The organism is Streptomyces ovatisporus (genome assembly GCF_042653885.1).
Lineage (GTDB): Bacteria > Actinomycetota > Actinomycetes > Streptomycetales > Streptomycetaceae > Streptomyces > Streptomyces ovatisporus.
Genome location: NZ_JBHSFH010000007.1, coordinates 359,684 through 384,163 on the forward strand (window position 1 = coordinate 359,684; position 24,480 = coordinate 384,163).

Genomic DNA, 24,480 nt, shown 5'->3' on the forward strand with positions numbered 1-24,480 from the left:
GGGTGACCTCAGTGGTTGCCGGCGATGTTCCGGGTGCCGATGCGCTTGCGGAAGACCCAGTATGTCCACCCCTGGTAGAGGAGGACGACCGGTGTGGCGAAGGCCGCACACCAGCTCATGATCCTCAGCGTGTACGGGCTGGAGGCCGCGCCCTCGACCGTCAGGCTCCAGTCGGCGTCGAGCGAGGAGGGCATGACGTCGGGGAAGAGCGCGAGGAAGAGCATGCTCACCGTGGCGGCGACGGTCACCCCGGACAGGCCGAAGGCCCAGCCCTCCCGGCCCGCCCTGTTCGCGACCAGGGCGGCGAGCAGGGCGAGCAGCGCCACGGCCAGTGCGACGAGGCTCCCGGTGCCGCCGGTGTGCCGTTGCGTCCAGGCGAGGAAGAGCGCTGCGGTGGCTGCGGCCGCCGGGCCGAGCAGCCCTGCCAGCCGCCGTGCCCGTCCGCGGATGTCACCGGTGGTCTTCAGGGCGGCGAAGACGCTGCCGTGGAAGGTGAAGAGGGTGAGCGTCGCCAGCCCGCCGAGCAGCGCGTACGGACCGAACAGGTCGACGGTCGTACCGGCGTAGTTCTTCCGGGCGTCGATCGGCACGCCCCGCACGATGTTGGCGAAGACGACCCCCCACAGGAACGCGGGCAGCAGCGAGGTGACGAACAGCGCCGCCTCCCAGCGGTCCTGCCAGCTCTTCTCCGGCCGCTTGGCGCGGTATTCGAAGGCGACGCCGCGCACGATGAGGCAGACGAGGACGAGCAGCAGCGGCAGGTAGAAGCCGGAGAAGAGCGTCGCGTACCAGTCGGGGAAGGCCGCGAAGGTCGCGCCCGCCGCGGTCAGCAGCCACACCTCGTTGCCGTCCCAGACCGGTCCGATGGTGTTGATCAGTACGCGGCGCTCGGCCCGGTCGCGTGCGAGGAGACGGGTGAGGACGCCGATGCCGAAGTCGAAGCCCTCCAGGAAGAAGTAGCCGGTCCACAGGACGCCGATGACGGCGAACCAGACGTCGTGCAGTTGCATCGTTCTCTCCTCAGTACGAGAAGGCCATCGGCCGGTCGGCGTCGGCGTCGTGACCGCCGATCCTGGTGGGCGGGTCGAGGTCGGCCTCGGTCAGTTCGGGGGGCCCGGCCTTGACGTACTTCGCGAGCAGCTTGACCTCGACGACTGCGAGGACCGCGTACAGCGCGACGAAGACGAGCATCGAGGTGAGCACCTCGCCCTGGCCGACGCTGGGCGAGACGGCTGCCGAAGTGGGCAGTACGCCGTAGACGACCCACGGCTGACGGCCTGTCTCCGTGAAGATCCATCCCCAGGCGTTGGCGACGAGCGGGAACGCCATGGTCAGCAGCGCGAGCCGCCAGTACCAGCGGGTGAGGAAGGGCCCGGCCTCGCGGTCCCGGGTCAGGGCGAGTCTCGGCACCTCGTCGTCGGAGGTACGGAGCCGGGGCGAGAGCCAGAACCTGCGCCGGGTGAGGTGCAGCCCAACGGCGCCCAGCGCCAGGGAGGTCATGCCGAAGCCGATCATCCAGCGGAACGACCAGTAGGCGACGGGGATGTTGGGCCGGTAGTCGTCGATGTCCATCTCGCCGCCGTACTTCTCCTGCAGTGCCCTCTCGGTGTCGTTGATGCCGGGAACGGCCTCGGAGAAGTTGTCGTGCGCGAGGAAGGAGAGCAGTCCCGGGATCTCGATCGCCACGGTGTTACGGCCCTCGTCGACGTCCCCGTACGCGAAGAGGGAGAACGGCGCCGGCGCCTTGGTCTCCCACAGGGCCTCGGCGGCGGCCATCTTCATCGGCTGCTGGTCGTACATGATCTTCCCCAGCCGGTCGCCGCTGACGGCGGTGAGCATCCCGGCGACGACGAGGGTGACGAGCCCGAGCCGCAGCGAGGAGCGCATCACGGACACGTGCCGCCCCCGCATCAGGTGGTACGCGGCCACGCCGACCATGAACGCCCCGCCGGTCAGGAACGCCGCGGCCAGTGTGTGCGCGAACTGGGCCAGCGCCGTGTTCTGCGTGAGCACGCGGACGATGTCGGTGAGCTCCGCCCGGCCGTTGTCCGGGTTGATGCGGTAGCCGACGGGGTGCTGCATCCAGGAGTTGGCGGCCAGGATGAAGTACGCGGACAGGACGGTGCCGACGGCGACCATCCACATGCACGCCGCGTGGATGTGCTTGGGCAGCTTGTCCCAGCCGAAGATCCACAGTCCGATGAAGGTGGACTCGAAGAAGAAGGCGATGAGCGCCTCGAAGGCGAGGGGGGCGCCGAACACGTCTCCGACGAAGCGCGAGTAGTCCGACCAGTTCATCCCGAACTGGAACTCCTGGAGGATGCCGGTCACCACGCCCATGGCGATGTTGATCAGGAAGAGCTTTCCCCAGAACTTGGTGGCCCGCAGGTACTTCTCCTTGCCGGTGCGCACCCACGCGGTCTCCAGGCCCGCGACGAGGGAGGCGAGGGAGATCGTCAGAGGGACGAAGAGGAAGTGGTAGACGGTCGTGATGCCGAACTGCCAACGCGCCAGGGTCTCCGGCGCCAGAGCTGTGATCTCCACCGGCTCTCTCCTTTGCCTTCCACCGTGACCCCGGGACTTCCTCCTGGTCGGGACGGGAAGCCCGGGGACACCGAAGTCGCTTGTGAATGAGTTCACATTCACAAGTAATATTACGACCCTGCCGTGCCGCTCGTGCAGCGGGGTCCCGAAATGGGAGGAAGGCCACAAGCGCAGCCCGGAGCGGCACCCGCACGACGACGGCCCGTCCGCGCCCACCCGCTGAGCGGAAGGGCGGACGGGCCGTCGGACGGTCGGACGCGGACGGGCCGACCGCCCTTCCGCGGGGTCAGAGCTCGTTCTTGCGGAACGCCGCCGCGGTCCGCAGGAAGATGTCGTTGGCCTCGCTCTCCCCCACAGTCACGCGGACCCCCTCACCCGCGAAGGGACGGATCATCGCCCCGGCCTTCTCGCAGGCCGCCGCGAAGTCGCCCGTACGCTCGCCCAGCCGCAGCCACACGAAGTTGGCCTGCGACTCGGGAACCGTCCAGCCCTGCGCCACCAGTTCACGCGAGACGCGGGCGCGCTCCGCGACGAGCGACTCGACCCGCTCCAGCAGCGCCTCCTCGCTGCGCAGCGAGGCCACGGCGGCGTCCTGGGCGATCTGGCTGACGCCGAAGGGCACGGCGGTCTTGCGCAGCGCGGCGGCGACCGGTTCGTGGGCGACGGCGAAGCCGACCCGGAGCCCGGCCAGGCCGTACGCCTTGGAGAAGGTGCGCAGCACGCAGACGTTGGGACGGTCGCGGTAGAGAGAGATGCCGTCGGGGACGTGCTCGTCCCTGACGAACTCGCGGTAGGCCTCGTCCAGGACGACCAGGACGTCTCCCGGCACACGGTCCAGGAAGCGCTCCAGGGCGTCCCGGCGGATGGCGGCACCCGTCGGGTTGTTGGGGTTGCAGACGAAGATCAGCCTGGTCCGGTCGGTGACCGCGTCGGCCATCGCGTCCAGGTCGTGCTCCTCGCCCTCGGTCAGCGGCACCTGCACCGGGGTGGCCCCGGAGATCTGGGTGATGATCGGGTAGGCCTCGAAGGACCGCCAGGCGTAGATCACTTCGTCGCCGGGCCCCGCAGTGCACTGGAGCAGCTGCTGTGCGACACCGACCGACCCGGTGCCGGTGGCCACATGCTCGACGGGGACGTCGAAGCGGTCCGCCAGTTCGGCGAGCAGAGCGGTGCAGGCCATGTCCGGATACCGGTTGGCCGCCGCGGAGGCCGCCGTCATCGTCTCCAGGACGCCCGGCAGCGGGGGGTAGGGGTTCTCGTTGGAGGACAGCTTGTAGGCGGCCGTTCCGGAGGCGGCCGGCCGGCCCGGCTTGTAGGTGGGGATCCCCTCGAGCGCGCCACGCAGTCTGGGCGTCTTCTCACTCACCGCTGCTCCTCCTCGTCCGACTCGGACTTCAATACTGCTCACCCTAAGAGGAATGCGGAACAGGGCGTACGGGTGTGCGGCATGAGCTCCCCCACTCACTACCGCGCTGGTGGCGGAAGCGGTGGCGCGCGTCACTCATGAGTGTGAGTTGAGACCTCCTCGCAACATCACCGTGTCCGCGGGCGCAATCACCCGAAGAGGACGACAAAGTTTATGACGGGGCGTCAACTACCGTAGTTTTAAAGGTCGTTGACGCCAGGGACACGTGCAGAATCGTGCCTTCTGGCCCTCCTCCGCGGCGTCCCTCACCCCCTCCGCCGCGGGCCTACGATCGGGGCGCCATGACAGCAGCAGAGAAGCATCAGGTAAGCCGGGCATCGGCCTCGCGCCGAGCACGCGGGGGGAGCCGGCTGAACGGGCGCGCGGGCATCCGCGATGTCGCCGCCGCGGCCGGTGTATCCATCACGACTGTCTCCGACGCCCTCAACGGCAAGGGCAGACTGCCCGAAGCCACCCGCCGGCACGTGCGGGAGGTCGCCGAGCGCCTCGGCTACCGCCCGTCGGCAGCCGCCCGTACGCTCCGCACCGGAAAGTCCGGCCTGATCGGGCTCACGGTGACCACGTACGGCGAAGAACCGTTCACCTTCACCGAGTTCGCCTACTTCGCGGAGATGGCCCGTGCCGCCACCTCCGCGGCACTCGCGCGTGGATACGCCCTGGTCATCCTGCCTGCCACCTCGCGTCACGACCTGTGGTCCAACGTCGCCCTCGACGGCACGGTCGTGATCGACCCCTCCGACGAGGACCCCGTCGTCACCGAACTCGTGCGCTCCGGACTGCCCGTCGTCTCCGACGGCCGCCCCGCCGGTTCGCTGCCCGTCACCGCGTGGGTCGACAACGACCACGAGGAGGCGGTGCGCGGCCTCCTCGACCACCTCGCCGAATCGGGCGCGCGCCGCATCGGACTGCTCACCGGCACCAGCACCGACACCTACACGCGGCTGTCCACCTCCGCCTACTTCGACTGGTGCAAGCGCGTCGGCCAGGAACCGGTCTACGAGACCTACCCCGCCCACGACCCCTGCGCGGGCGCCGTCGCCGCGGACCGGCTCCTGGCGCGGCCCGACCGTCCCGATGCCGTCTACGGCCTCTTCGACCCCAACGGCACGGACCTGCTCGCCGCCGCCCGGCGCTACGGGCTGCGGGTCCCGGAGGACCTGCTGCTGGTGTGCTGCAGCGAATCCACCGTCTACGCCAGCACCGAGCCGCCCATCACGACGCTCTCCCTGAAGCCCGGCAGGATCGGCAACACGGTCATCCAGTTACTCATCGACGCCATCGAGGGCGTCAGTCCGAAGACTCCCGTGCACCAGGTGATGCCGACCGACCTCATCGTCCGCACGTCCTCGCAGCGCCGACCGCCACGCACGACGATCAGCGCGCCCCGCTCGCCCGGTGCGAAGTGAGGCCCGTCAGCGATACGGCCCGGCCCGGCGGACCCGGCCGTACCGCTGACGGGCCGTCCGCCCGGGGACGAGAGGGGAATTTCCGGAGGAATGCGCCGGCCTCGCGTTCACGAGCCTCAATTGCCACCCCCAGGTGCGTCGCAAGGCGCTACAGGCGTTCCTATGATGGGCGCACGACACCGGGACCCGCCCACGACCTGTGAAACCGTGGGAACCCACGGACGTGTGGGCCGGCGCAGACAGACAACTGGCGGGAGTTCCCCGCCGCAGCAGGCAGGGCAAGGTCCGGGCAGGTGCACGGCGGCGCGCGATGGTGGAGGGGTCGATGACTCAGGGGGCCGGTCAGGGACCCGCGATGTGGCAGGGCGGCGGCGCGACCGCACAGGGCAGCGGGTTCGGCGGTGCTGCTGTTCCGCCCGTTGCGCCCGCACAAGCCGGTCCTCCCGTACACGCCGGTGCGCCTGCTCCTCTCCTGCCCCCGGTGGTGACCTCCGCTCCCGTGCGTGAGGAGCCGCAACCGGGGGAGCCCGAGGGCTACACGCCCACCGAACGCGACCTGCCGGTGATCAACACCCGCAACGGGAACGGCGAACCGGAGCCGACCCTCGTGGATGTACCTGCGCACAGCACCACCAACGAAGGCGACGGTTCGCTCTTCGTCGTCGGCGACGTGCACGGTTACCTCGACGAGCTGCGCGAGGCGCTGCGCAGCGCCGGGATCATCGACGCCCAGGACGACTGGATCGCGGGCGACTCCCGTCTGTGGTTCCTCGGCGACTTCACGGACCGGGGCCCGGACGGAATCGGCGTCATCGACCTGGTGATGGACCTCTCGGCGCAGGCCGCCGCCGCGGGCGGGTACTGCAAGGCCCTGATGGGCAATCACGAACTGCTGCTCATCGGCGCGAAACGCTTCGGGGACACCCCCGTCAACTCCAGCGCGGGGACGGCCTCCTTCCAGGCCGCCTGGCTCCTCAACGGCGGCCAGCGGTCGGACATGGAGCGCCTGCAGGATCACCATGTGCAGTGGATGTCACGGCTGGACGCGATGGCGCTCGCCGACGGGCATCTGCTGCTCCACTCCGACGCCACCTGCTATCTCGACTACGGCAGGACGATCGACGCGGTCAACGACGCCGTCACCGTGGCCCTCCAGCGCAACGACGCCGACGAGACCTGGGACATGTTCCGCAAGTTCACCAAGCGGTTCGCCTTCCGCGACGGCACGGGTCCCGAGAACGCCCGCGGTCTGCTCTCCGTCTTCGGCGGCACGCGCATCGTCCACGGCCACAGCCCGATCCCCTACCTGCTGGGGGACGTCGGCAGCGAGGACGAGGAAGCCGCACCCGACGTGACCGGCCCGCACATCTACGCGGACGGGCTGGCGCTGGCCATGGACGGCGGCGTGACCATGGCAGGAAAGCTGCTCGTCACGCAACTTCCCCTGGCGGAATAGCCGTTCGGAGGCGGGCGCAGAACTTCACGTACGGGCGCGGACGGCGCGGAACACGTTGCCGGGAAGAGCCAATTACCGGAAACTCTTCCTCAAGGGGTGCCGGACTGCCTCTAACATCGGTCCTGCCGCAGCGAGTTCCCCTACCCGTCGCCGTGGCCGCCCCGCCCGCCGACCGGCCGTCACGGCCTTACGGAGCATCGGGGGATGCACATGAACAGCGCTCCGCACCTGTTGCCCGAGGACCGGCCCGAATTCGAGCGGGCCGTGGACGAGGCTCTGCGTACGGCGGCCCGACGTCCCGCCCTGGCGGCACTGGGCGAGCGGCTCAGGGCCGAGCAGCTGCGCACGATGGCCCTCAGCGCGGCCAGTGCGATCGCCGACAACGCCGCGGAGGAGTACGCCCACTTCGTCGCGCTGCGCACCGAGCTGCGTCAGCCGGCGGCGAGAACCGCATCCGCCGCGCAGTCGGCGGGCGGCGCAGGCGGCGGAGCCGGGGGGAAGGCCGGACCGGGCTCCGGCTCCGGTTCCCGCTCCGGAGAGACGGGTTCGGGTACGCAGCACCAGGGAGGGCTCGGCCTGGCCGGCGCCGGGGCCGAGGGCCTCGGCGAGTCCGCGGGAGCCGGGCTGCTGGCGATGATCTCCGTGCTGGTCCCCCTGCTCGCCGGGACGGCGGCCGTCATCTTCCTGCTGCTCGGCTACGCGCTGCACGCCATGACACCCGAGCCGTCGATAGCGGCCCCGATGCGGGGCGCTGGCTGGGTCTTCGCCGTGCTCGCCGCCGCGGGAATCGTCGTCGGCATGGTCGAGTTGTGGCTGACCGCGCTGCGCAACGGTGCCGGAGCACGCCGGAGGGCTGCCGAGGAGGCGGCGTCGACGGCCGGCTCCGGAACGCCCGGCCGGGCGGGTCTCACGGAGGAGCTCGCCAAGGCCCGGGCCGCCTGGCGTGAGGCGCTGCTGGAACGCGGCATAGTCCCGTTCCTGACCGGTGCCCTCGCGGACGAGCCGGGCAGCCGGGCGCCGTCCAGTTACGCCCCGACTCCGCACGAGGACCCGGCGGCCGAGCAGCCGCGCCGTGCCGAGCGCACCCCCCGGCTCGGCTACTCCCACCCGGACTTCTCCAGCCGCACGCCCTCCGACGGCAAGGAGGAGCGGAGCGTACGGCCCCGCTACTCCAGCCCCGACTACTCCAGCCCGGAGTACGGCGGTCCCGAACACCCGCCGGAGTGACGCCCGTTCAGCGGCCCGCGGCCACGTCGAGGGCGCGCCGCACGTCCGCCACGAGATCGCCGGCGTCCTCCACGCCGACCGACATGCGCACGAAGCCCTCCGGCACGGCGTCCCCGCCCCACCGGCCGCGCCGTTCCGCCGTGGAGCGGACGCCGCCGAAGCTGGTGGCGTCCCCGACGAGGCGCAGCGCGCCGAGGAACCGCTCCGCCTCCTCCTTCCCGGCCAGCGTGAAGGAGACGACGCAGCCGAAGCGGCTCATCTGCCGTGCGGCCACCTCGTGCATCGGGTCGCCGGGCAGGCCGGGATGGCGTACGCCCGTGACCTCCGGACGCTCCAGCAGGGCCTCCGCGACAGCTCGTGCGTTCTCCGCCTGACGCCGGGTGCGGACGTCGAGCGTCGCCAGCGACCGGTGCGCGAGCCAGGCCTCCATCGGACCCGGGACCGCACCGACGTGCTTGCGCCACAGCCGCACCGAGTCCGCCAACTCCGCGTCGCGGCAGGTGACATGGCCGAGGAGGATGTCGCCGTGCCCCGTGAGCGCCTTCGTTCCGCTGGCCACGGAGAAGTCGGCGCCGAGTTCGAGGGGACGCTGCCCCAGGGGCGTCGCGAGGGTGTTGTCGACGGCGACGAGAACGCCCCGCTCGTGTGCCGCCCCGGCCAGCCGCCGGATGTCGCACACGTCCAGGCCGGGGTTGGACGGTGATTCGATCCACAGCAGTGACGCCCCGTCGAGCTGGGCGAGTTGGGCGTCGGCGGCCGTGGGTGCCGTACGGACCTCGGCGCCGAAGGCCACAAGACGCTCCCGCATGGCGGCCAGCAGGTTGTAGCCGTCGTCGGGCAGTACGAAGACGCTGCCGGGACGGGCGCGGGAGAGCAGCACCGCGGAGACGGCGCCCATCCCGGAGGCGAACGCGACGGTACGGGCCGCTCCGTCTCCCGGGCACTCCAGCTCGCTGATGGCGCTCTCCAGGCCCGTCCAGGTGGGGTTGGCGTCCCGCCCGTAGGCGTACGGGGCGTCGGCGACGTCGCCGGGGAGGTGGTAGTGGGCGGCGAAGACGGGGCCGGGCAGCGGCGGGGCGTAAGCCTCCTCCTCGGGAAGACCCGCCCGTACGACACGGGTCGCGTCGCGATCGGTGGTCATCAGGGTTCTCTCCTGTCGGGCCGGGACGGGCCTCTGCGGTCCCCGCCGTCAGCCCCGGTTGCGCAGCGCGGCTCGTGCCGCCTCCCCGCACTTCGCGCCGTACGCGCCGCCGAAGAGGACCGCATGCACGAGCAGGTGCTGCAGCTGGTGGAGAGGGACACGCTCGGCGCGGCCCTCGATGGGACGTACCTCTTCGTACGCGGCGAGGATACGGGAGAGCTCCGGGCAGCCGAACAGCTCCAGCAGAGCGAGATCGGTCTCGGGATGACCGCCCTGAGCTGCGGGATCGATCAGCCGGGCGCGGCCGTCGGCGGCCCAGTGCACGTTGCCGGACCACAGGTCCCCGTGGATGAGGGCGGGCGGCTGCGGCGGCCCCGCCACCTTGTCGATCTCCTCGCACAGCTGCTCCACGTCGAGGGTGTCGGACGCGGATATGCCGCCCCGGTCGAAGGCCTCGCGCAGGAAGGGCCGCAGCCGGTGCTCGGCGTGGAAGCGCGGCCACTCGGCGGGGTCGGTGACCTCCTCACCGGGACCGGGCAGCGGCAGCGTGCCCAGAAAGGCGGCACGTCCGGGTGTGCCGTAGGAGACGGTGCCGCGGATTCCGTGCATGGCGGCCAGGTCCCGTCCGAGCCTCTCGGCCTCCGCCGGGGACGGGCTCCCGTACGCGGGCTCCACCCACTCCAGCACGAGCACGTCGTCGGCGACGGCCAGGACCCCGGGCACGGCCACCTCGCCGGTGACGGCCAGCATCGCGAGCCCGGCCGCCTCGGCCTCGAAGAAGCCCGCCGGGGCATCGGCCAGCGACTTGGCGAACACGGTGCTGTGCGGTCCGAGCGGGCCGCCGCGCAGAGTGATGCGCCAGGCGTCGCAGATGTCTCCGCCGGGCACCGGGTACGCGCCGGTCGCCTCCGCGGCCTCGGTCAGCTGCGCCACGCGATCGGCGACGGCGTTCATCGGTGCTCCCCTGTGCTGTGCTCGCCCGCGACGGCGGGACGTCCTGTGCCGGCTGTCCCGCTGATGCCTCCGGGGGCCGTGCCGGCTCTGGCTTCGCCCCCTGCCCGTTCCTCCAGCGTCGCGCCGACTTCGGCGAGCAGCCCGGGAACCGCCGCCTCGACGAGCCGGAGGCACTCCTCGAAGCCCTCGGAGCCGCCGTAGTAGGGATCGGGCACGTCGAGGCCGAAGCCGTCGCCCTCCGAGGCCGTGGGGTCGTAGCTGCGCAGGAGCCGGATCTTCGCCGCGTCCCGCTGTGTGGGCGCCATCGCCCGCAGTTCCCTCTCGTGACCCTCGTCGAGGGCGACGACCAGATCGTGCTCCGCGAACCAGTCCGGCTCGAACTGTCGTGCCTCGAACTGCCGTGCAACGTGGTCGAGTTCGTAACCCGCTTCCTTCAGCACGGCTGCCGTGCGGGAGTCCGCCGGATCTCCGACGTGCCACCCCCCGGTGCCCGCGCTGCCGGCGACGACCTGACCGTCCAGTCCGGCGTCCGCCGCGTGGGAGCGGAAGACGGCCTCGGCCATGGGGGAGCGGCAGATGTTGCCGGTGCACACGAAACAGACGCTGTAGGTGTCCATGTTTCCTCAGTCCCGGTCGGGCAGAACCATGTGCAGGGCCCAGGCCACGATCGAGATGACCAGGCCGCCCAGGAAGGCCGAACCGAAGCCGTCCACATGGAAGTTGACGTCCACCTGCTCGGACACCCACGAAGTGAGCATCAGCATCAGCGCATTGATGACGAGCGTGAAGAGGCCCAGCGTGAGGATCAGCAGCGGCATGGAGAAGAACTTCAGCAGGGGCTTCACCACGAAGTTCACCACTCCGAAGATCAGCGCCACGATGATCAGTGTCAGCGTCTTCTCGCCGGTGCCGGTGCCGGTGACCTCGACGCCGGACACCAGCCATGTGGCCACCGCGAGGGCGGCTGCGTTGGCGAGCGTCTTGATGAGGAAATTCGTCATAGTGTGATCGTGGCAGAGCCGGACTCCGGCAGCACACGGGGTCCCTGGCAGGCGGAACGGAAGAGGCGGGGTGGGCGGCGAGATGAAGGAGTTCCGGCTGGACGAGTTGGAGGCCCAACGGGTCGCCAACGACGGGGCCTACCTCCAGTTCCTCCGTGAGCGCCACATGTCGGTCGGCCTGTACGCCCTCGACCGCGGCACCGTCGATCCGCAGCAGCCGCACGGGCAGGACGAGGTGTATCTCGTCGTGAGCGGGCGCGGGGCGATCACCGTCGGCAGCGAGACGACCGCCGTCGCGCGGGGCAGCGTCGTCTACGTACCGGCCGGGACGCCGCACAAGTTCCACCACATCAGCGAGGACCTGCGGATGATGGTCGTCTTCGCGCCTCCGGAGGGCTGAACTCCCGGCCGGACGCGAAGTACGGCGGCCCGGCTCAGGGTCGGCGTAGGGGACGGTTCAGGGGAGGACCGGGGCTTCCGCTCTCCCGGCGGAGGCCGGCGCGCTCTAGCATCGGACTCGGAAGGCGGCAGGACCTGCCGCGGAGCTCGCACTTCACCGGCCCGCACACCGGGCCGGCCGGCCATCGGGAGCGGTTCAATGGACGCCAAGGGGATCATGAAAAGCCTGCCGTGGTGGGTGAAGTGGGTCGCGATCCCGCTCATCGCGGTCGCGGTCTTCGGCGGCCTCATCGCCAGTGTCGTCGGTTTTCTGGTCGGACTGCTCTTCAAGCTGCTGATCTTCGCCGCTCTCGTCGGCGGCCTCATCTACGTGGTGCGGCACTTCACTTCGGCTTCCTCCTCTTCCCGCCGCGACGACTGGTGACCGGCGCGGGCGCTCCCGTGCCGGCGGCCGTCGCCTGCGGGCGCGCTCCGGGGTGCGCTTGAGCGGAGATGCCGGTTCCGCCCGTACCCACCGCCCCGGCCGGCACGGCCGCCGGTGCCGGGGAGACCGGGCCCGCCGGTCCGGAAGGGGACGCGGCGGCGCGCCGGTCCGCGGAGACCACCAGAGCGGCCAGGAGCGTCGTCACCGGCACGGAGGCGACGAGGCCGATCGAGCCGACGAGCGTACGGACGATCTCCTCCGCCACGACCTCGCTCGTCGCCACCGTGGAGACGCTGCTGCGCGCGATGGAGAACAGCAGCATGAGCGGCAGCGCGGCACCCGCGTAGGCCAGCACGAGCGTGTTGACGACGGACGCGATGTGGTCGCGGCCGATGCGCATGGCCGCGCCGTACAGCTTCCGCCAGCCCGCGTCGGGATCGGCCTGCTTCAGCTCCCACACCGCTGACGTCTGCGTGACCGTCACGTCGTCGAGTACACCCAGCGAACCGATCAGGACGCCCGCGAGCAGCAGGCCCTGGATGCCGATGCCGGGGAAGAGGCCGTGGACGAGGCCGGTCTGGTCGTCGGTGTTGCCCGTCAGCCGTGCCCAGTCGATGAAGAGCGAGCCGAGCACCCCGATGAGCAGCAGCGATATCAGTGTTCCGACCACGGCCACCGACGTACGGGCGGAGAGCCCGTGGCAGAGGTACAGCGTCGCCAGCATGATCGCGCTGCCCCCGACGACCGCCACCACGAGCGGATTCGAGCCCTGCAGTATCGCGGGCAGGATGAAGAACGACAGCACAGCGAAGCTGACGGCCAGCCCTGCGAGGGCGAGCATGCCGCGCATCCGGCCGACCAGTACGACGAAGAGGGCGAACACACCGGCCAGCAGCACCACCGGGACGTCACGGTCGACGTCGATGACGCTGTAGCGCAGTTCGCGGGGCGCGTTGGCCGCGTAGGCGACGACGACGTCCTGCCCGGCCGAGTAGGTGCGGGTGGCGTCCGGGGGCACGACCTCGGTGAAGGTGTCGCCCTTGTCCTTGCCCTCGGTCACCTCGACGGTCGCCTTCCGGCAGGTACCGCCGGACTTGGCGTCCCCGCCCTGCCCCTGCGAGCCGGGCGGCTGACCCGGCTGACCGGCGGGCGGCCGTACGTTCACGTCCTTGCAGTCGACGACCTTCACCGCCGTCACCCGGGCCTCGCGGGTGGGCCGGTCGAAACCGACGCCGGTGTCCTCGTCGTGGCCGGGCACTCCGCCCGGCCACAGGGTGACGAGCCCTGCGGCCACGGCCACGGCGAAGGGGATGAGCACGGCCGCGATGACCTTGCGCAGATGCCGGGAGACGGGGGCGGGGGGCCCGTGGCCGTGGGCATGGCCGTGGGAGTGGCCGTGGGCCTGGCCGTGACCGTGATTCCGGCCCTGATCTGTGCCCGGACCCGTGTCCGGACCCGTGTCCCGGCCTGCGGGCTGCCACGCGCGGACCGCCTCGCGGCGGCCGGACTCGGGTGCCTGCCCCGGGACCTGCTCGGGTGCTCCGGGGTAAGGCGTGTTCCCGCCGGGGCTGCCGGGACGGGACGGAGGTGTCGGTGTCACGCCCCCGATCATCGCAATACCCGAGGCGCTCTGGTCAGTTTTGCTGCTGGGCCGCTAGCGTGAGTACGCCTTTGCACATCGCGGGAGCTCCGAGCACGGGGCTGAGAGGGCGCTGACTTCCGTACGGCCGTTCCGAAGAGCCACGGAGAAGGCTGCGTCGACCGCCGAACCTGTTACCGGGTAATGCCGGCGTAGGGAGTTGGTCTCATGACCAAGCAGGATGCACACACGCCTTCGTCCGCCACGTCCGAGTCCCGTGAACTCGGCTGGCACAAGGGTTACTTGAGCGGATCACGGGCCGACCTGCGGGTCCCGGTCCGCCGCGTGCACCTCACCAGCGGCAAGGACGTGACGCTCTACGACACGTCCGGGCCGTACACCGATCCCGCCATCGAAACCGACGTGCGCCGCGGGCTGCCCCCGCTGCGCCAGAACTGGATCATCGAACGAGACGACACCGAGGAGTACGCGGGCCGTGAACTGCGGCCCGAGGACGACGGAATCAGGCACACCACCCCACGGGGCGGCGCCGTCCCGCACGGCCGCGCGGCGGGGGCCGGGCTGGACGGCCTCGACGCCGTCTTCCCCGGCCGTGCCCGCAGGCCCCGCCGGGGACGGGAGGACACCGGCGGCCGCAGCGCCGTCTCCCAGCTCGCCTACGCCAAGCGGGGCCTGGTGACTCCGGAGATGGAGTACGTGGCGGTGCGCGAGAACCGCGCGCCCGAGTTCGTACGGGACGAGATCGCCGCAGGCCGTGCCGTACTGCCCGCCAACATCAACCACCCCGAGTCCGAACCGATGATCATCGGCAGGGCCTTCCTGGTGAAGGTGAACGCCAACATCGGCAACTCCGCGGTCACGTCCTCTATCGAGGAGGAGGTGGAGAAGATGACGTGGGCCACCCGCTGGGGTGCCGACACCGTCATGGACCTCTCCACCGGCCGCAACATCCACACCACCCGCGAGTGGGTCCTGCGCAACTCCCCCGTCCCCATCGGCACGGTGCCTCTCTACCAGGCGCTGGAGAAGGTGAACGGCAAGGCGGAGGAGCTGAGTTGGGAGGTCTACAAGGACACCGTCGTCGAGCAGTGCGAACAGGGCGTCGACTACATGACGGTGCACGCCGGGGTGCTGCTGCGCTACGTACCGCTCACGGCCCGCCGCAGGACCGGCATCGTCTCGCGCGGTGGATCGATCATGGCGGCGTGGTGCCTCGCGCATCACGAGGAGAGCTTCCTCTACACCCACTTCTCCGAACTGTGCGAGATCCTGCGCACCTACGACGTCACGTTCTCCCTCGGTGACGGGCTGCGTCCCGGGTGCGTGGCCGACGCCAACGACGAAGCGCAGATGGCCGAGCTGGAGACTCTCGGCGAGCTCAACCGCATCGCCCGGTCCCACGACGTGCAGACCATGATCGAAGGCCCGGGACACGTGCCCATGCACAAGATCAAGGAGAACATCGACCGTCAGCAGGAGGTCTGCGACGAGGCGCCCTTCTACACACTCGGCCCGCTCACCACGGACGTCGCACCCGGCTACGACCACATCACCAGCGGCATCGGCGCAGCCATGATCGGCTGGTGGGGCACGGCGATGCTCTGCTACGTCACCCCCAAGGAGCACCTGGGCCTGCCCGACCGGGACGACGTGAAGACCGGCGTGATCACGTACAAGATCGCAGCCCATGCGGCGGACGTCGCCAAGGGCCACCCCGGTGCCCAGGACTGGGACGACGCACTCTCCGACGCGCGTTTCGAGTTCCGCTGGGAGGACCAGTTCAACCTGGCCCTCGATCCGGAGACGGCCCGCTCCTTCCACGACGAGACGCTGCCCGCGGAGGGGGCGAAGGTCGCGCACTTCTGCTCGATGTGCGGGCCGAAGTTCTGCTCGATGAAGATCAGCCGAAGCATCAACGAGCGGTTCGGCCTGGACGCAGGCGAGGAGCGCCCCCTCGACGAGGAGGAGATCCAGGCGGGCATGCTCGCCAAGTCCCGGGAGTTCGCGGAGGCCGGCAACCGGGTCTATCTGCCCTTGACGGACTGACCGCGGCACCGGCCAACCGGCAGTCCCGGCAGGCCGGAGGGGCGTCCGGTCTTCTGGCGTGCGCGGCAGAAGACCGGACGCAGGCCCGTCCGTGCGACGCCGCCGCCCTCGCCTTCACCAACTGGTGGGGGCGAGGGCGGCGTTGTTCCCCGGCGGCGCGCACCGTGCCGGGCCCGCATCCGGCGTGTCGCCCGGCACCCGCTGTCCCGCACGCAACAGGCGGTTCGAGGCTCCCCCCTCATGCCTCGAACCGCCCGGTTTCACGGTTCAACGCGCGAAGAACCGTTCAAAACAAGGTTAGTTGACTCTGCGTCAATGTCCAGTGACTGTCGCGACATTATCGATATAGCTCTGAGGGGATTTTCGCCGGTGCGCGACAGCGCGCCGAATCCGGCGACGGACGCCGGAGGGCGGCGCTCCGCCTGCACGGCCCGGAAGTGCACCGCCGGGCGGCAGGGTGTTTGACGCGTCCCCCCGCGGGCCAGACCTCCTCCATGACCCATGAACGTCCCGTGGTCAAGCGCACAGCCCGCGCCATCCTGCTCGACCGGGGCGGCAGGGGTTCCTCCGCCGGCGTGCCCGCCGACGCCTCCCCGGCCCCGCCCCACCTCGTCCTCATCAAGCGCACGAAGCCCGGGCTGGAGCCGTACTGGATCACGCCGGGCGGCGGGGTCGAACCCGGAGTGGACGACACCGTCATCGACGCGCTCCACCGCGAGGTGGACGAGGAGCTCGGCGGCAAGGTCACCGACGTCGTGCCCGCCTTCGTCGACACGGTCCCGCACACCACGGAGAGCGGCGAGAGCGGCGTGAAGGTGCAGCACTTCTTCGTCTGCCGTCTGGCCTCGATGGATCTCTCCCGCAGGCACGGGCCCGAAGTGGAGGAACCCAGCGGCGAGTACGAAGTCGTACGGGTGCCCTTCACCCGGGAAGGCGTGACCTCGGTCGAGGTCGTGCCGCCCGCGCTCCGCGCCTATCTCGAGCGGAACATCGAGGGCGTGCAGGCCCTGCTCGCCCCCGATCTGGGGTGAGCCGGGCCCCGGCAGCGGGCCGGTCCGGCCTGCGCGGGTGCTGCCTGGTACGCGGCTGCTCCCTGGTACGGGGGCGGGTCCGTCAGCCGAACCAGCCCTGGAACGTGCCGCGTTCACTCACCGCACCACGGCGCTGCGCCTCGGCCAGGGCCCGTTCGGCTTCCTGCCGCCAGGCCTGCGGGTCGCTGCCGCGGCCTGACGCGGCGGCGGCGCCCCGCGCGGCGATCGCTCCCGATGCGCCGTCGGCAGCAGTGGACGGTCCCGACAGCGGCGAGGACGTGGCCGCGAAACCCGTGGAGGCCGACGAGGGCCAGCTCGAACTCGGCGAGAACGCCGAGCTGCCCGACTGCGGGCTCGTGCCGCGCTGGCTGGGAGGCGCGTTCAGGAGCCGCGGCGGCGGTGGCATCTCCGGAAGCTGCCAGGCCGCCTCACGGTCGGTCCCGAGGAGCCCGGCACCGGTCCGGCTTCCGGACCCGGACGTCGCGGTTCCGGACGTCCCGGTCCCGGTTCCCGAGTCGGTCCCGGTCTCCGTCCCGGGCGTGGCCGCGCCGGGGGTGCCCGCCCCGGAACCGGACCCGGGTGCGCTCCCGGCTGCGGCCGACGCCGTCGCTCCCGGCTCTGCTCCGGGCACACGCGGCTCGTGGGACCGAGGGTCGTGTGGCTGCGGCTCGTGGGACCGCGAGTCGCGGACCTCCCCCCGCCCGTGGCCCGGCGGTCGGTCGTACGCGGATGGCCTCTCCTGCCCGCGGGACGCCGCGTATCCCTGGGCGGTCTGCATCGCCGGGACGCGCTCGCCCGCGCCCGCACCGCTCCGCGCGGCCTCACGCTCACGCGCGTCCCGTGCGGTGCCGAAGAAGTCGCCGCCCTTGCGCTTGTAGTCGTCCGTCCCCCACTCGCGGGCCGTGCGCTTGGGAGCGCGCTGCAGCTGAGGTATGTGCTTCGCGCAGTGGATGTAGGCCTCTTCGACCTCCACCCGGACCCACAGCTGCGCCCGGCGCCCGGGGACCGGGTCCTCGGGCAGCTCCGGATACGACGCGCGGATCTCGGCGTCGCCGACGACGGCGGCGCGGCCGTTGATGTGCAGTCCGATCCTGGCGCGCGTGAAGTCGATCAGCATGATGCCCAGGTGCGGGTTCTCCTCGATGTTGCCGAGGCTGGCGTGCACACCGTTGCCCCGGTACTCCGGGTAGACGAGGGTGCGTTCGTCGAGCACCCGGAGGAATCCGGGCGGCCCGGCGCGGAAGCTGCTGTCGCACTCACCGTGGCGGTCCGCCGTGGCGAGGAAGAACATCTCCTGGCGCTGCACGAACTCGCGCATCCGCTCGTTGAGATGGTCCAGCACCTGCTCGTCGTAGAAGCGCTCCGCACGGTCGGTCGTGCCCAGCCGGCGCTGCAGCACACGCTCCCCGTCACTGCCGGGCCGGGACGATCCGCCGAAGAGGCCGCCGCCGTCCGCGTGACCCGCGCCGTCCCCCTTCCCCGAGGCGCCCGCGCCGTCCGCCTTGAGCGGGCCGCTTCCGGAGGCCGTGCGGTCGTGGCGGTCGCGGCGCTCGAACCAGTGCGCTTCCGACCTCTCGTGCTCGTGCTGCGCCCGCGCGTTCCGGCCATCCCGTGGATGTGCCGCATCAGCCTCTGCCACGCCGCTGACCCCTTCCCCTTCCTCTGCCAACTGCTCTGCTCCGCACGCTGCTTCCTCGTACGGGGTGTGGTGCCTGTTGGGTGCTTGTGCTTCGCCGTGCCCGTTGTGCTGTTCTCGTGGTGCTGCTGCTGTGCTGCTCTCGTGGTGCTGCTGTGCTGCTGCGGGCCGCCCGGGTGCGTCCGTACGACCGCACGCCGTGCCCCCGGATCGCCGCTAGTCGCTTCCGACGTTCAGCTCCGCCACCGCGTCGTGCCGTATCCGGTGGGCCGGCACCCCCGCCGCCACGAGGGCGTCCAGGCCGCTGCGGATCATGCCCGGCGGCCCCGACAGATAGCCGACGTAGGAGGACCAGGGGCCGTACTGCTTCACGGCGTCCGGCAGTTGCCCGGACAGCACGTTCGCATGGCTCGGCCCCGGCCCGTTGACGGCCACCGGACGTACGGAAAGCCAGTCGTGCCGCTGTTCGAGGCGCAGCATCGTCTCCAGGTCGTAGAGATCGTGATCACTGCGCGCTCCGTAGAAGACCTCGACGGGCCGCCTCCGGCCTTGCTGCACGACATCCTCCACCATCGCCTTGATGGGGGCGATCCCCGTGCCGCCGCCGAGACAGAGAAGACCGTTGTCCGTGGAGTGGTCCACGGTCATTCCGCCGGAGGACGGGCCGAGCCGCAACACGTCACCGGGACGCGCACGGTGGACCAGCGCGTTGGAGACCCACCCCGTGGGGACGGCCTTCACGTGGAAGGTGAGCAGGCCGTCCGGGCGGGGCGAGGAGGCGAAGGAGTAGTGCCGCCAGACCCGTGGCCACCAGGGCGTCTCGACGCTGGTGTACTGGCCCGCGCGGAACGGGTACGGCTGGTCGGTGCGCAGGGTGATCACGGCGATGTCCGGGGTGCGCAGCTCGTGCGAGACGATCTGCGCGTTCCACCAAGCGGGGGCACGCATCTCGTCCTCGGCCGCGGCGTCGATCATGACCTGCGAGATCAGGGTGTACGCACGGACCCAGGCGTCCTCGGTCTCCTGGCTCCAGGTGTTGGGCGTGTACTGGGCGAGCGCCCCCAGCAGACACTCGCCCACCGCCGGATAGTGCTCGGGGCGGGTGCCGTACTTGCGGTGGCCGCGGCCGAGGCCGGAGAGGTAGCGGGTCAGCACGTCCGTGTCCTCGGCCAGCCGCACGGCGGTCAGCAGCGCGCGGAAGAGCCGGTCGCGCTGAGTGTCCATGGAGGCCGGGAAGAGCTCGCGCAGCTCGGGATGCTCGACGAAGAGCAGGGCGTAGAAGTACGCGGTCGCCGCGTCGGCGACGGGCTCCACCTCTTCCATCGTGCGGCGGATGAGCGTCGCGTCACGAGTCCCGACGGGATCGGTCTCCGGCGGGGCCGCCGCGGGTGGCGCGGCGTACGGCGGGGGCTGGACCCCGCGGCCGTGCGGGGAGTGCTGCCCGTGGGGAGGCGCTGCCGGGCAGGGGTGCTCCCGGGCCAGCTCCAGCCCGGCGTCGACCGTCGGGACGTCGAGCGTGGGGACGTCGATCGCGGGCGCCGGGCGGCCCCTTCCGAAGTCGCCGAAGCCTCGGGAGCCTCCGCCGTCAGCGCTCTCCGGCTGCTCCGGGGCCGCGGCCAGCCGGGTGCGTATCGCGCCGGGACCGGCGTTCGCGGCGACGGGGCCCACCGGACGCAGGGACGGCCGCTCCGGTTCGCGGGGCGCCTGTTCCGGGGTGGTCCGCGCCTCCGGCGTGCCCCGTGCCTCGTCCCCTCTCGCCCTCTCCCAGGGGTTCGTCCCGGTGGGCTCGTCCTCTTCGTGCCGAGCGGTCCTGTGTTCGGCGGTGGGACCGGCGGCCTGCGGCGTTGCGGGGCTGAACCATCCCCAGTCGCCGTCGTCTCTGCCGCCGTCGCCTCTTCCGCCGTCCCCCGCGGACGGACCGTTGCCGGCCGATGTGGTCGTCATGGTCTGCCTCGCCTCGAACTCTTACAGACAATCTGCGCAGTCACGCATTTCGAACGTTTCGGTGATTCGACCCCCCGGACACCGGCAGCGGATTGACGTACCGCACGATGCGGACTCGACCATACCGTTGTCACTTGGTCGCACAAGTCCCGTGAACAGCCCGGGCGAATCACGTGACGGGCGCCACTGCCTGGAATTACGGACGCGTGCCGACAAGTCCGTATGCCTCCCGAAGGTCGCGTCCGCAGTACTCGAAGGAGGCGAGGCCCTGCAGGTGACGGTCGGCATTCACCGCCACCGACACCGGCACCTCCGCGAACAGCTCCGCATCCGACATCGAATCGCCATAGGCGACGCAGTCATTTCTCGATACACCGAATTGCGCGCAGAGTTCGTCCGCTATCCGTACCTTCGCCGCCGCTGAGAGAATCCCCGCCGGATTCACGGGCTCGCGAAAGGGGATCGCCGGCCACCGCGAACCGTAGGCCGCGTCGGCACCTGTACGGACGGACCCGGCGCCCGTTCCGGAAGCCCCGGAGGCGGTGGCGGTGCCGGAGTCGGTGGCGGAGTCGGCGGTTGGGGCACCCGGGGCGGCGGAGTTCTCACCGCTGGACGGAGGGGCCTGCCGCAGCAGGCGGCTGACGAAGAAGTCCGGCGAGAGCGAAACGACGGCGCAGTGCTCGCCCCGTTCACGGATGTCCCCCCACACCTCCCGGATGCCCGCCAGCCACGGCGCCTCCACGAAGGCTCTGGCCACGTGCTCCTCCGTCAGCTGCGACCACAGTCCGCACGCCCGCGCCGCGAACTGCGGAGGAGTCAACGCTCCAGCCGAGAAGGCGAGTTCGAGTTCACGTATCTCTCTGTCCAGACCGAGCTGGCGCGAGATCTCGACTGCCGCCGACGAACCGTGGATCAACGTCCCGTCCAGGTCGAACAGGTGCAGCCGGGGACGGCGGCCGGCCGGCGGGACGCGCGGCTTCGAGGTGGTGGACTGCGAAGGAGGAGCCATGGGCCCGATCGTAGGAGCGGGCCATGCACCACCGTCCAGCCCGGCGCCGCTACTCGTCTGCGAGTAGCGGCGGGTACTCCAGCCGTAAGACGCGGAGAGGGGCACGGCAGCGGCACTGTGTCGAACATGCCACGACTGCCACTGCTCAAGCGTCCCGCACGGAGAGCCCTCCTCGTCGCCCATGTCACCGTCTCGGTCGGCTGGCTCGGCATTTCGCTGTGCCTGCTCACCCTCGCCCTGGCGGGCGTCCGCAATCCGGACGGCTTCGCCGAGACCGCCGTCCTCTCCATGAAGCTCTTCGGCGACTGGCTGCTCCTGCCCGTCGCGCTGGCCACCCTGGGCACGGGGCTGGTGCTCTCGCTCGGGACGCCATGGGGGCTGGCCAGGCACCGCTGGGTGTACGCCAAGTTCTGGCTGACGCTCGCCGCCGCCGCGCTGACCGTGTTCTCCCTCAGACCGGGACTGGCGGACGCGGCGGCGACGTTGACGTCCGGCGGGACCCTGCCCGCCCCGGACCTGCTGGCACCGCCTGCCGTCTCACTGACCCTGTACGCCTTCCTCACAGCGGTGTCGGTGCTCAAGCCCTGGGGCCTGACGCGACGTGGCCGGCAGCTGCGCGCAGCCCGTACGGCCGGGCCCGAGGGGACCGCGCCCGTCGCCGCCAGCCGGTCTGACCTGCGGGAACGATGATTGCAAGCGCCTCATACGCGTTAACCGCCGGAATTTCACCCGTGCACTAGCCTGGAGAGCGATCGAGCGGCGACCACCTGGCCGACGACGTCGTACGGCCACGCCGAAGAGGAAGAGAACGCAGCCATGTCACGACCGGCCCCGGGCCCGGCCAAGGGCTGGTGCGCGCTGTCCGCGCTGCACGGCCGCATCGAGGCCCGCATCGAACGCGCGCTGCAGGCGGAACACGACCTGAGCGTCCGGGAGTTCTCCGTCCTCGACGTACTGAGCGAGCAACACGACGGCGACGGCGGCCACTTCCGCATGACCCGGCTCTCCGACGCCGTCGTCCTCAGCCAGAGCGCCACCACGCGGCTGGTCAACCGGCTCGAAGAACGCGGCCTGCTCACCCGCTACCTCTGCCCGACCGACAGGCGCGGCATCTACACCGACGTCACCGAAGCGGGCCGCACCCTGCTGAAGGCCGCCCGCCCCACGCACGACGCGGCGCTCCGCAGTGCACTCGACGCGGCGGAGAAGCGTCCCGAACTGGCGCCCCTCGTCCGGGCCGTACGCGCGCTGGAACCGGCCACCTGACGGGCGGGCGACGGAGCAGCCGCGCGAGACGCGCGGGCGGCAGCGCACACCCGCGCGTACGCGCACGTTCCAAACGAGTCCGACCTCTGGCCAAAACTGCGGCGTAAGCTGCGAACATGACCACCGGCACTCCGTCATCCACGCCGTCCTCCCCGTCATCGGCACCCCCGCCGGTCACGATGCGCCGGGCGACAGCCGACGACGTACCGGCCATCGTGTCCATGCTCGCCGACGACCCCCTCGGCGCCCGGCGCGAGAGCCCGGACGAACCCGAGGTCTACCGAGCCGCGTTCGAGCGCATCGACGTCGACCCGAACCAGCACCTCGTGGTCGCCGAACGCGACGGCCGCACGATCGGCACCCTCCAACTCACCGTCATCCCGGGACTGTCGCGGCGTGGCGCCAGCCGCGCCCTGATCGAGGCCGTCCGCGTCCACTCCGACGCCCGTGGCAGCGGCCTGGGCAGCCGGCTCGTCGAATGGGCCGTCGCAGAGGCACGGCGGCTGGACTGCTCCCTCGTCCAGCTCACCTCCGACGCCACCCGCATCGAGGCCCACCGCTTCTACGAGCGGCTCGGTTTCGAGGCGTCCCATCTGGGCTTCAAGATGCAGCTCTGAAGGCCGGGGCCGCGGGAGTGCGGGGGCCGGGGCGGCGGTACGGGGAGCGCGGTGGACTGCGAGGCCGGGGCTGCGAGGCCCGGACTGCGAGGCCGGGAGCGCTCGCGGCGTGGGTGCGCGCCGGTCGGTCTGCACGTGCGCCGATTCGCAAGAACGCACGCATTTCGAGCGTGCCTTCCCATTCACGACGTCGTTGATCCCCACGGGGGCGGGGTCAGCGGGGACACCTGTCCGGTTCCGGGTCCGTACCCGGGTGGGGAGGGGGTCGTTCGTGGTGCACGAAGGGGCACTGCTCGAATCGCAGACTCTGCGCGCGTCCGTCGCGGAGCGTACCGAGGCGCTCGACAAGGTGAAGGCACTCGCACTGCTGCCTGACGGCCTGCACGTGACGACACGCATGGTCGCGCACTACTTCGAGGTTGCAGAGCACGTCGTCAACAGGCTCATGCAGCGCCACCGCGACGAGTTGACGAAGAGCGGCATGCGGACGTTGCGAGGCTCTGACCTGGCGCTCTTTAAGAGAGACATCCTGTCTTCCTTTTCGGAGAGTTATCCACAGCCCCGTTCCAACCTCGCGCTCTTCACCCGTCGCGCCGTGCTGAACGTCGCGATGCTGCTGCGCGACAGCGACGTGGCACGGCGTGTGCGTACGTACCTGCTCGACACCGAGCGGGCCGCACGGGAGGCCCCGGCGTCAGCGCCTGTGGACGACGCGGTTTTCCACAGCCTCGTCGAGTGGCTGGACCGGCGCATCGCCAAGGGCGTCGCCGAGCAGTCCACCGCGCCCGAGGACCGGGGGCGCGAGATCGCCGAGGAGGCGGTACGCAGCATCGTCGGCCGGACCGTCGTGCCGCTGCTGAACCAGGTGATGCAGTCCCACAACGAGTTGCGGCGTCGGCTGGACGAGCACGAGGCGGAGATGGTTCGGCTCAGGCGCGTACTCCGCGAACACGAGGCGGCCGGTTCGATGGCGGCGCTGGACGCCATGAACTCGCGGGAGTTCGGACGTCACATCGCCCGGCTGTGCCGGCGTGACGGCTGTGAGCAGGTGACCGTCACGGGCGGGACCGGGGACAGCCCGGCCGGCATTCTCGGCTACACCGCCGACGGACGCCGCCTCGTCGTCCAGTGCAAGGCCCGGAACCCCGGTTCCAGCATCACGAGCGGCGACGTGCAGCGCTTCACCGGCATGGCCCGGCTCGAGTACAAGGCCGACGTCGCCCTCCTCGTCGCCTCCGTGCCCTTCACCCGGGACGCGCTGCTCGTGGCCGCACGCCACGAGGTGACCGCCGTCCACCGCGGACTGCTGGAGGCGTGGAACAACGGGGCGAAGCTCCGCGCGCTGGAGTGAGC

Annotated in this window: 22 protein-coding genes; 11 read left to right on the top strand and 11 right to left on the bottom strand. The window is 71.0% G+C overall.

The annotated features are described in order from the left end of the window. Positions 1–8 precede the first annotated feature (8 nt). The 3 genes from cydB to hisC form a co-directional block, all read right to left on the bottom strand. Complete coding sequence (gene cydB, locus ACFPA8_RS15420; protein WP_386448453.1) at positions 9–1,010, bottom strand: cytochrome d ubiquinol oxidase subunit II; 1,002 nt, start codon at positions 1,008–1,010, stop codon at positions 9–11. A gap of 10 nt (positions 1,011–1,020) precedes the next feature. After that, positions 1,021–2,538 (bottom strand): cytochrome ubiquinol oxidase subunit I, encoded by a 1,518-nt coding sequence (locus tag ACFPA8_RS15425; protein ID WP_386449466.1) that lies wholly within the window; start codon positions 2,536–2,538, stop codon positions 1,021–1,023. 292 nt (positions 2,539–2,830) lie between these two features. Further along, positions 2,831–3,910, bottom strand: a complete 1,080-nt coding sequence (gene hisC / locus ACFPA8_RS15430; RefSeq protein WP_386448455.1) for a histidinol-phosphate transaminase — start codon at positions 3,908–3,910, stop codon at positions 2,831–2,833. A gap of 341 nt (positions 3,911–4,251) precedes the next feature. On the opposite strand from hisC, the gene ACFPA8_RS15435 reads away from it, so the two are divergent. From ACFPA8_RS15435 to ACFPA8_RS15445, 3 genes are all read left to right on the top strand, one after another. After that, positions 4,252–5,376 carry a LacI family DNA-binding transcriptional regulator gene (locus tag ACFPA8_RS15435; RefSeq protein ID WP_386448458.1) on the top strand — a complete coding sequence of 375 codons (1,125 nt, stop codon included), beginning with the start codon at positions 4,252–4,254 and terminating at the stop codon, positions 5,374–5,376. A 310-nt stretch (positions 5,377–5,686) separates the two neighbouring features. Further along, positions 5,687–6,832, top strand: coding sequence for a metallophosphoesterase (locus ACFPA8_RS15440; RefSeq protein WP_386448461.1), 1,146 nt, complete (start codon positions 5,687–5,689; stop codon positions 6,830–6,832). A gap of 204 nt (positions 6,833–7,036) precedes the next feature. Then, positions 7,037–8,059, top strand: coding sequence for a hypothetical protein (locus ACFPA8_RS15445; protein ID WP_386448464.1), 1,023 nt, complete (start codon positions 7,037–7,039; stop codon positions 8,057–8,059). Between the two features lie 7 nt (positions 8,060–8,066). Here the strand turns inward: ACFPA8_RS15445 and ACFPA8_RS15450 are convergent, their stop codons facing one another. The 4 genes from ACFPA8_RS15450 to ACFPA8_RS15465 are packed head-to-tail and all read right to left on the bottom strand — an operon-like array spanning position 8,067 to position 11,155. After that, on the bottom strand, positions 8,067–9,200 hold the full coding sequence (locus tag ACFPA8_RS15450; RefSeq protein WP_386448467.1) for a cystathionine gamma-lyase: 1,134 nt from the start codon (positions 9,198–9,200) through the stop codon (positions 8,067–8,069). A 48-nt stretch (positions 9,201–9,248) separates the two neighbouring features. Then, positions 9,249–10,154: a fructosamine kinase family protein gene (locus ACFPA8_RS15455; RefSeq protein WP_386448470.1), complete on the bottom strand. Its 906-nt coding sequence runs from the start codon at positions 10,152–10,154 to the stop codon at positions 9,249–9,251. After that, positions 10,151–10,771: a low molecular weight protein-tyrosine-phosphatase gene (locus ACFPA8_RS15460; RefSeq protein ID WP_386448473.1), complete on the bottom strand. Its 621-nt coding sequence runs from the start codon at positions 10,769–10,771 to the stop codon at positions 10,151–10,153. Before ACFPA8_RS15460 ends, ACFPA8_RS15455 begins: the two co-directional genes overlap by 4 nt. A gap of 6 nt (positions 10,772–10,777) precedes the next feature. Further along, entirely contained in the window at positions 10,778–11,155 is a 378-nt protein-coding gene (locus ACFPA8_RS15465; RefSeq protein ID WP_386448476.1) for a phage holin family protein, read from the bottom strand. Positions 11,156–11,237: 82 nt separating this feature from the next. On the opposite strand from ACFPA8_RS15465, the gene ACFPA8_RS15470 reads away from it, so the two are divergent. Together ACFPA8_RS15470 and ACFPA8_RS15475 are read left to right on the top strand one after the other, a co-directional pair. Then, positions 11,238–11,555, top strand: coding sequence for a cupin domain-containing protein (locus ACFPA8_RS15470; protein ID WP_386449468.1), 318 nt, complete (start codon positions 11,238–11,240; stop codon positions 11,553–11,555). A 198-nt stretch (positions 11,556–11,753) separates the two neighbouring features. Next, complete coding sequence (locus ACFPA8_RS15475; protein WP_386448479.1) at positions 11,754–11,978, top strand: DUF5326 family protein; 225 nt, start codon at positions 11,754–11,756, stop codon at positions 11,976–11,978. On the opposite strand, the gene ACFPA8_RS15480 is transcribed toward ACFPA8_RS15475, so the two are convergent. Continuing rightward, a complete protein-coding gene (locus ACFPA8_RS15480) occupies positions 11,938–13,578 on the bottom strand; it encodes a YibE/F family protein (RefSeq protein WP_386448482.1) in 1,641 nt (546 codons plus the stop codon). The genes ACFPA8_RS15475 and ACFPA8_RS15480 overlap by 41 nt on opposite strands. Positions 13,579–13,785: 207 nt before the next feature. Between ACFPA8_RS15480 and thiC the strand changes: the two genes are divergently transcribed. Both thiC and ACFPA8_RS15490 read left to right on the top strand, forming a co-directional pair. Continuing rightward, positions 13,786–15,624: a phosphomethylpyrimidine synthase ThiC gene (gene thiC / locus ACFPA8_RS15485; RefSeq protein WP_386448485.1), complete on the top strand. Its 1,839-nt coding sequence runs from the start codon at positions 13,786–13,788 to the stop codon at positions 15,622–15,624. A 494-nt stretch (positions 15,625–16,118) separates the two neighbouring features. Further along, positions 16,119–16,655 carry an NUDIX domain-containing protein gene (locus ACFPA8_RS15490; RefSeq protein WP_386448488.1) on the top strand — a complete coding sequence of 179 codons (537 nt, stop codon included), beginning with the start codon at positions 16,119–16,121 and terminating at the stop codon, positions 16,653–16,655. An 82-nt stretch (positions 16,656–16,737) separates the two neighbouring features. On the opposite strand, the gene ACFPA8_RS15495 is transcribed toward ACFPA8_RS15490, so the two are convergent. The 3 genes from ACFPA8_RS15495 to ACFPA8_RS15505 form a co-directional block, all read right to left on the bottom strand. Continuing rightward, positions 16,738–18,294 (bottom strand): pyridoxamine 5'-phosphate oxidase family protein, encoded by a 1,557-nt coding sequence (locus ACFPA8_RS15495; protein WP_386448491.1) that lies wholly within the window; start codon positions 18,292–18,294, stop codon positions 16,738–16,740. Positions 18,295–18,507: 213 nt separating this feature from the next. Beyond that, the gene (locus ACFPA8_RS15500; protein WP_386448494.1) at positions 18,508–20,235 is read right to left on the bottom strand and encodes a globin domain-containing protein; all 1,728 of its coding nucleotides are present in this window, start codon (positions 20,233–20,235) and stop codon (positions 18,508–18,510) included. 196 nt (positions 20,236–20,431) lie between these two features. Beyond that, on the bottom strand, positions 20,432–21,244 hold the full coding sequence (locus tag ACFPA8_RS15505) for an HAD family hydrolase (RefSeq protein WP_386448497.1): 813 nt from the start codon (positions 21,242–21,244) through the stop codon (positions 20,432–20,434). Between the two features lie 126 nt (positions 21,245–21,370). Between ACFPA8_RS15505 and ACFPA8_RS15510 the strand changes: the two genes are divergently transcribed. From ACFPA8_RS15510 to ACFPA8_RS15525, 4 genes are all read left to right on the top strand, one after another. Continuing rightward, positions 21,371–21,934 (top strand): DUF2269 domain-containing protein, encoded by a 564-nt coding sequence (locus tag ACFPA8_RS15510; protein ID WP_386448500.1) that lies wholly within the window; start codon positions 21,371–21,373, stop codon positions 21,932–21,934. 126 nt (positions 21,935–22,060) lie between these two features. Further along, positions 22,061–22,510: a MarR family winged helix-turn-helix transcriptional regulator gene (locus ACFPA8_RS15515; protein ID WP_386448503.1), complete on the top strand. Its 450-nt coding sequence runs from the start codon at positions 22,061–22,063 to the stop codon at positions 22,508–22,510. A gap of 179 nt (positions 22,511–22,689) precedes the next feature. Beyond that, on the top strand, positions 22,690–23,127 hold the full coding sequence (locus tag ACFPA8_RS15520; RefSeq protein WP_386449470.1) for a GNAT family N-acetyltransferase: 438 nt from the start codon (positions 22,690–22,692) through the stop codon (positions 23,125–23,127). A gap of 271 nt (positions 23,128–23,398) precedes the next feature. Next, a complete protein-coding gene (locus tag ACFPA8_RS15525; protein WP_386448506.1) occupies positions 23,399–24,478 on the top strand; it encodes a restriction endonuclease in 1,080 nt (359 codons plus the stop codon). The last annotated feature ends 2 nt before the right edge of the window (positions 24,479–24,480 follow it).

Coding starts and splice junctions, on each gene's coding strand:
- cydB (WP_386448453.1), bottom strand. CDS start 1,010: ATGCAACTGCACGACGTCTGGTTCGCCGTCATCGGCGTCCTGTGGACC.
- ACFPA8_RS15435 (WP_386448458.1), top strand. CDS start 4,252: ATGACAGCAGCAGAGAAGCATCAGGTAAGCCGGGCATCGGCCTCGCGC.
- ACFPA8_RS15440 (WP_386448461.1), top strand. CDS start 5,687: ATGGTGGAGGGGTCGATGACTCAGGGGGCCGGTCAGGGACCCGCGATG.
- ACFPA8_RS15445 (WP_386448464.1), top strand. CDS start 7,037: ATGCACATGAACAGCGCTCCGCACCTGTTGCCCGAGGACCGGCCCGAA.
- ACFPA8_RS15450 (WP_386448467.1), bottom strand. CDS start 9,200: ATGACCACCGATCGCGACGCGACCCGTGTCGTACGGGCGGGTCTTCCC.
- ACFPA8_RS15455 (WP_386448470.1), bottom strand. CDS start 10,154: ATGAACGCCGTCGCCGATCGCGTGGCGCAGCTGACCGAGGCCGCGGAG.
- ACFPA8_RS15460 (WP_386448473.1), bottom strand. CDS start 10,771: ATGGACACCTACAGCGTCTGTTTCGTGTGCACCGGCAACATCTGCCGC.
- ACFPA8_RS15465 (WP_386448476.1), bottom strand. CDS start 11,155: ATGACGAATTTCCTCATCAAGACGCTCGCCAACGCAGCCGCCCTCGCG.
- ACFPA8_RS15470 (WP_386449468.1), top strand. CDS start 11,238: ATGAAGGAGTTCCGGCTGGACGAGTTGGAGGCCCAACGGGTCGCCAAC.
- ACFPA8_RS15475 (WP_386448479.1), top strand. CDS start 11,754: ATGGACGCCAAGGGGATCATGAAAAGCCTGCCGTGGTGGGTGAAGTGG.
- thiC (WP_386448485.1), top strand. CDS start 13,786: ATGACCAAGCAGGATGCACACACGCCTTCGTCCGCCACGTCCGAGTCC.
- ACFPA8_RS15490 (WP_386448488.1), top strand. CDS start 16,119: ATGACCCATGAACGTCCCGTGGTCAAGCGCACAGCCCGCGCCATCCTG.
- ACFPA8_RS15500 (WP_386448494.1), bottom strand. CDS start 20,235: ATGACGACCACATCGGCCGGCAACGGTCCGTCCGCGGGGGACGGCGGA.
- ACFPA8_RS15505 (WP_386448497.1), bottom strand. CDS start 21,244: ATGGCTCCTCCTTCGCAGTCCACCACCTCGAAGCCGCGCGTCCCGCCG.
- ACFPA8_RS15510 (WP_386448500.1), top strand. CDS start 21,371: ATGCCACGACTGCCACTGCTCAAGCGTCCCGCACGGAGAGCCCTCCTC.
- ACFPA8_RS15515 (WP_386448503.1), top strand. CDS start 22,061: ATGTCACGACCGGCCCCGGGCCCGGCCAAGGGCTGGTGCGCGCTGTCC.
- ACFPA8_RS15520 (WP_386449470.1), top strand. CDS start 22,690: ATGCGCCGGGCGACAGCCGACGACGTACCGGCCATCGTGTCCATGCTC.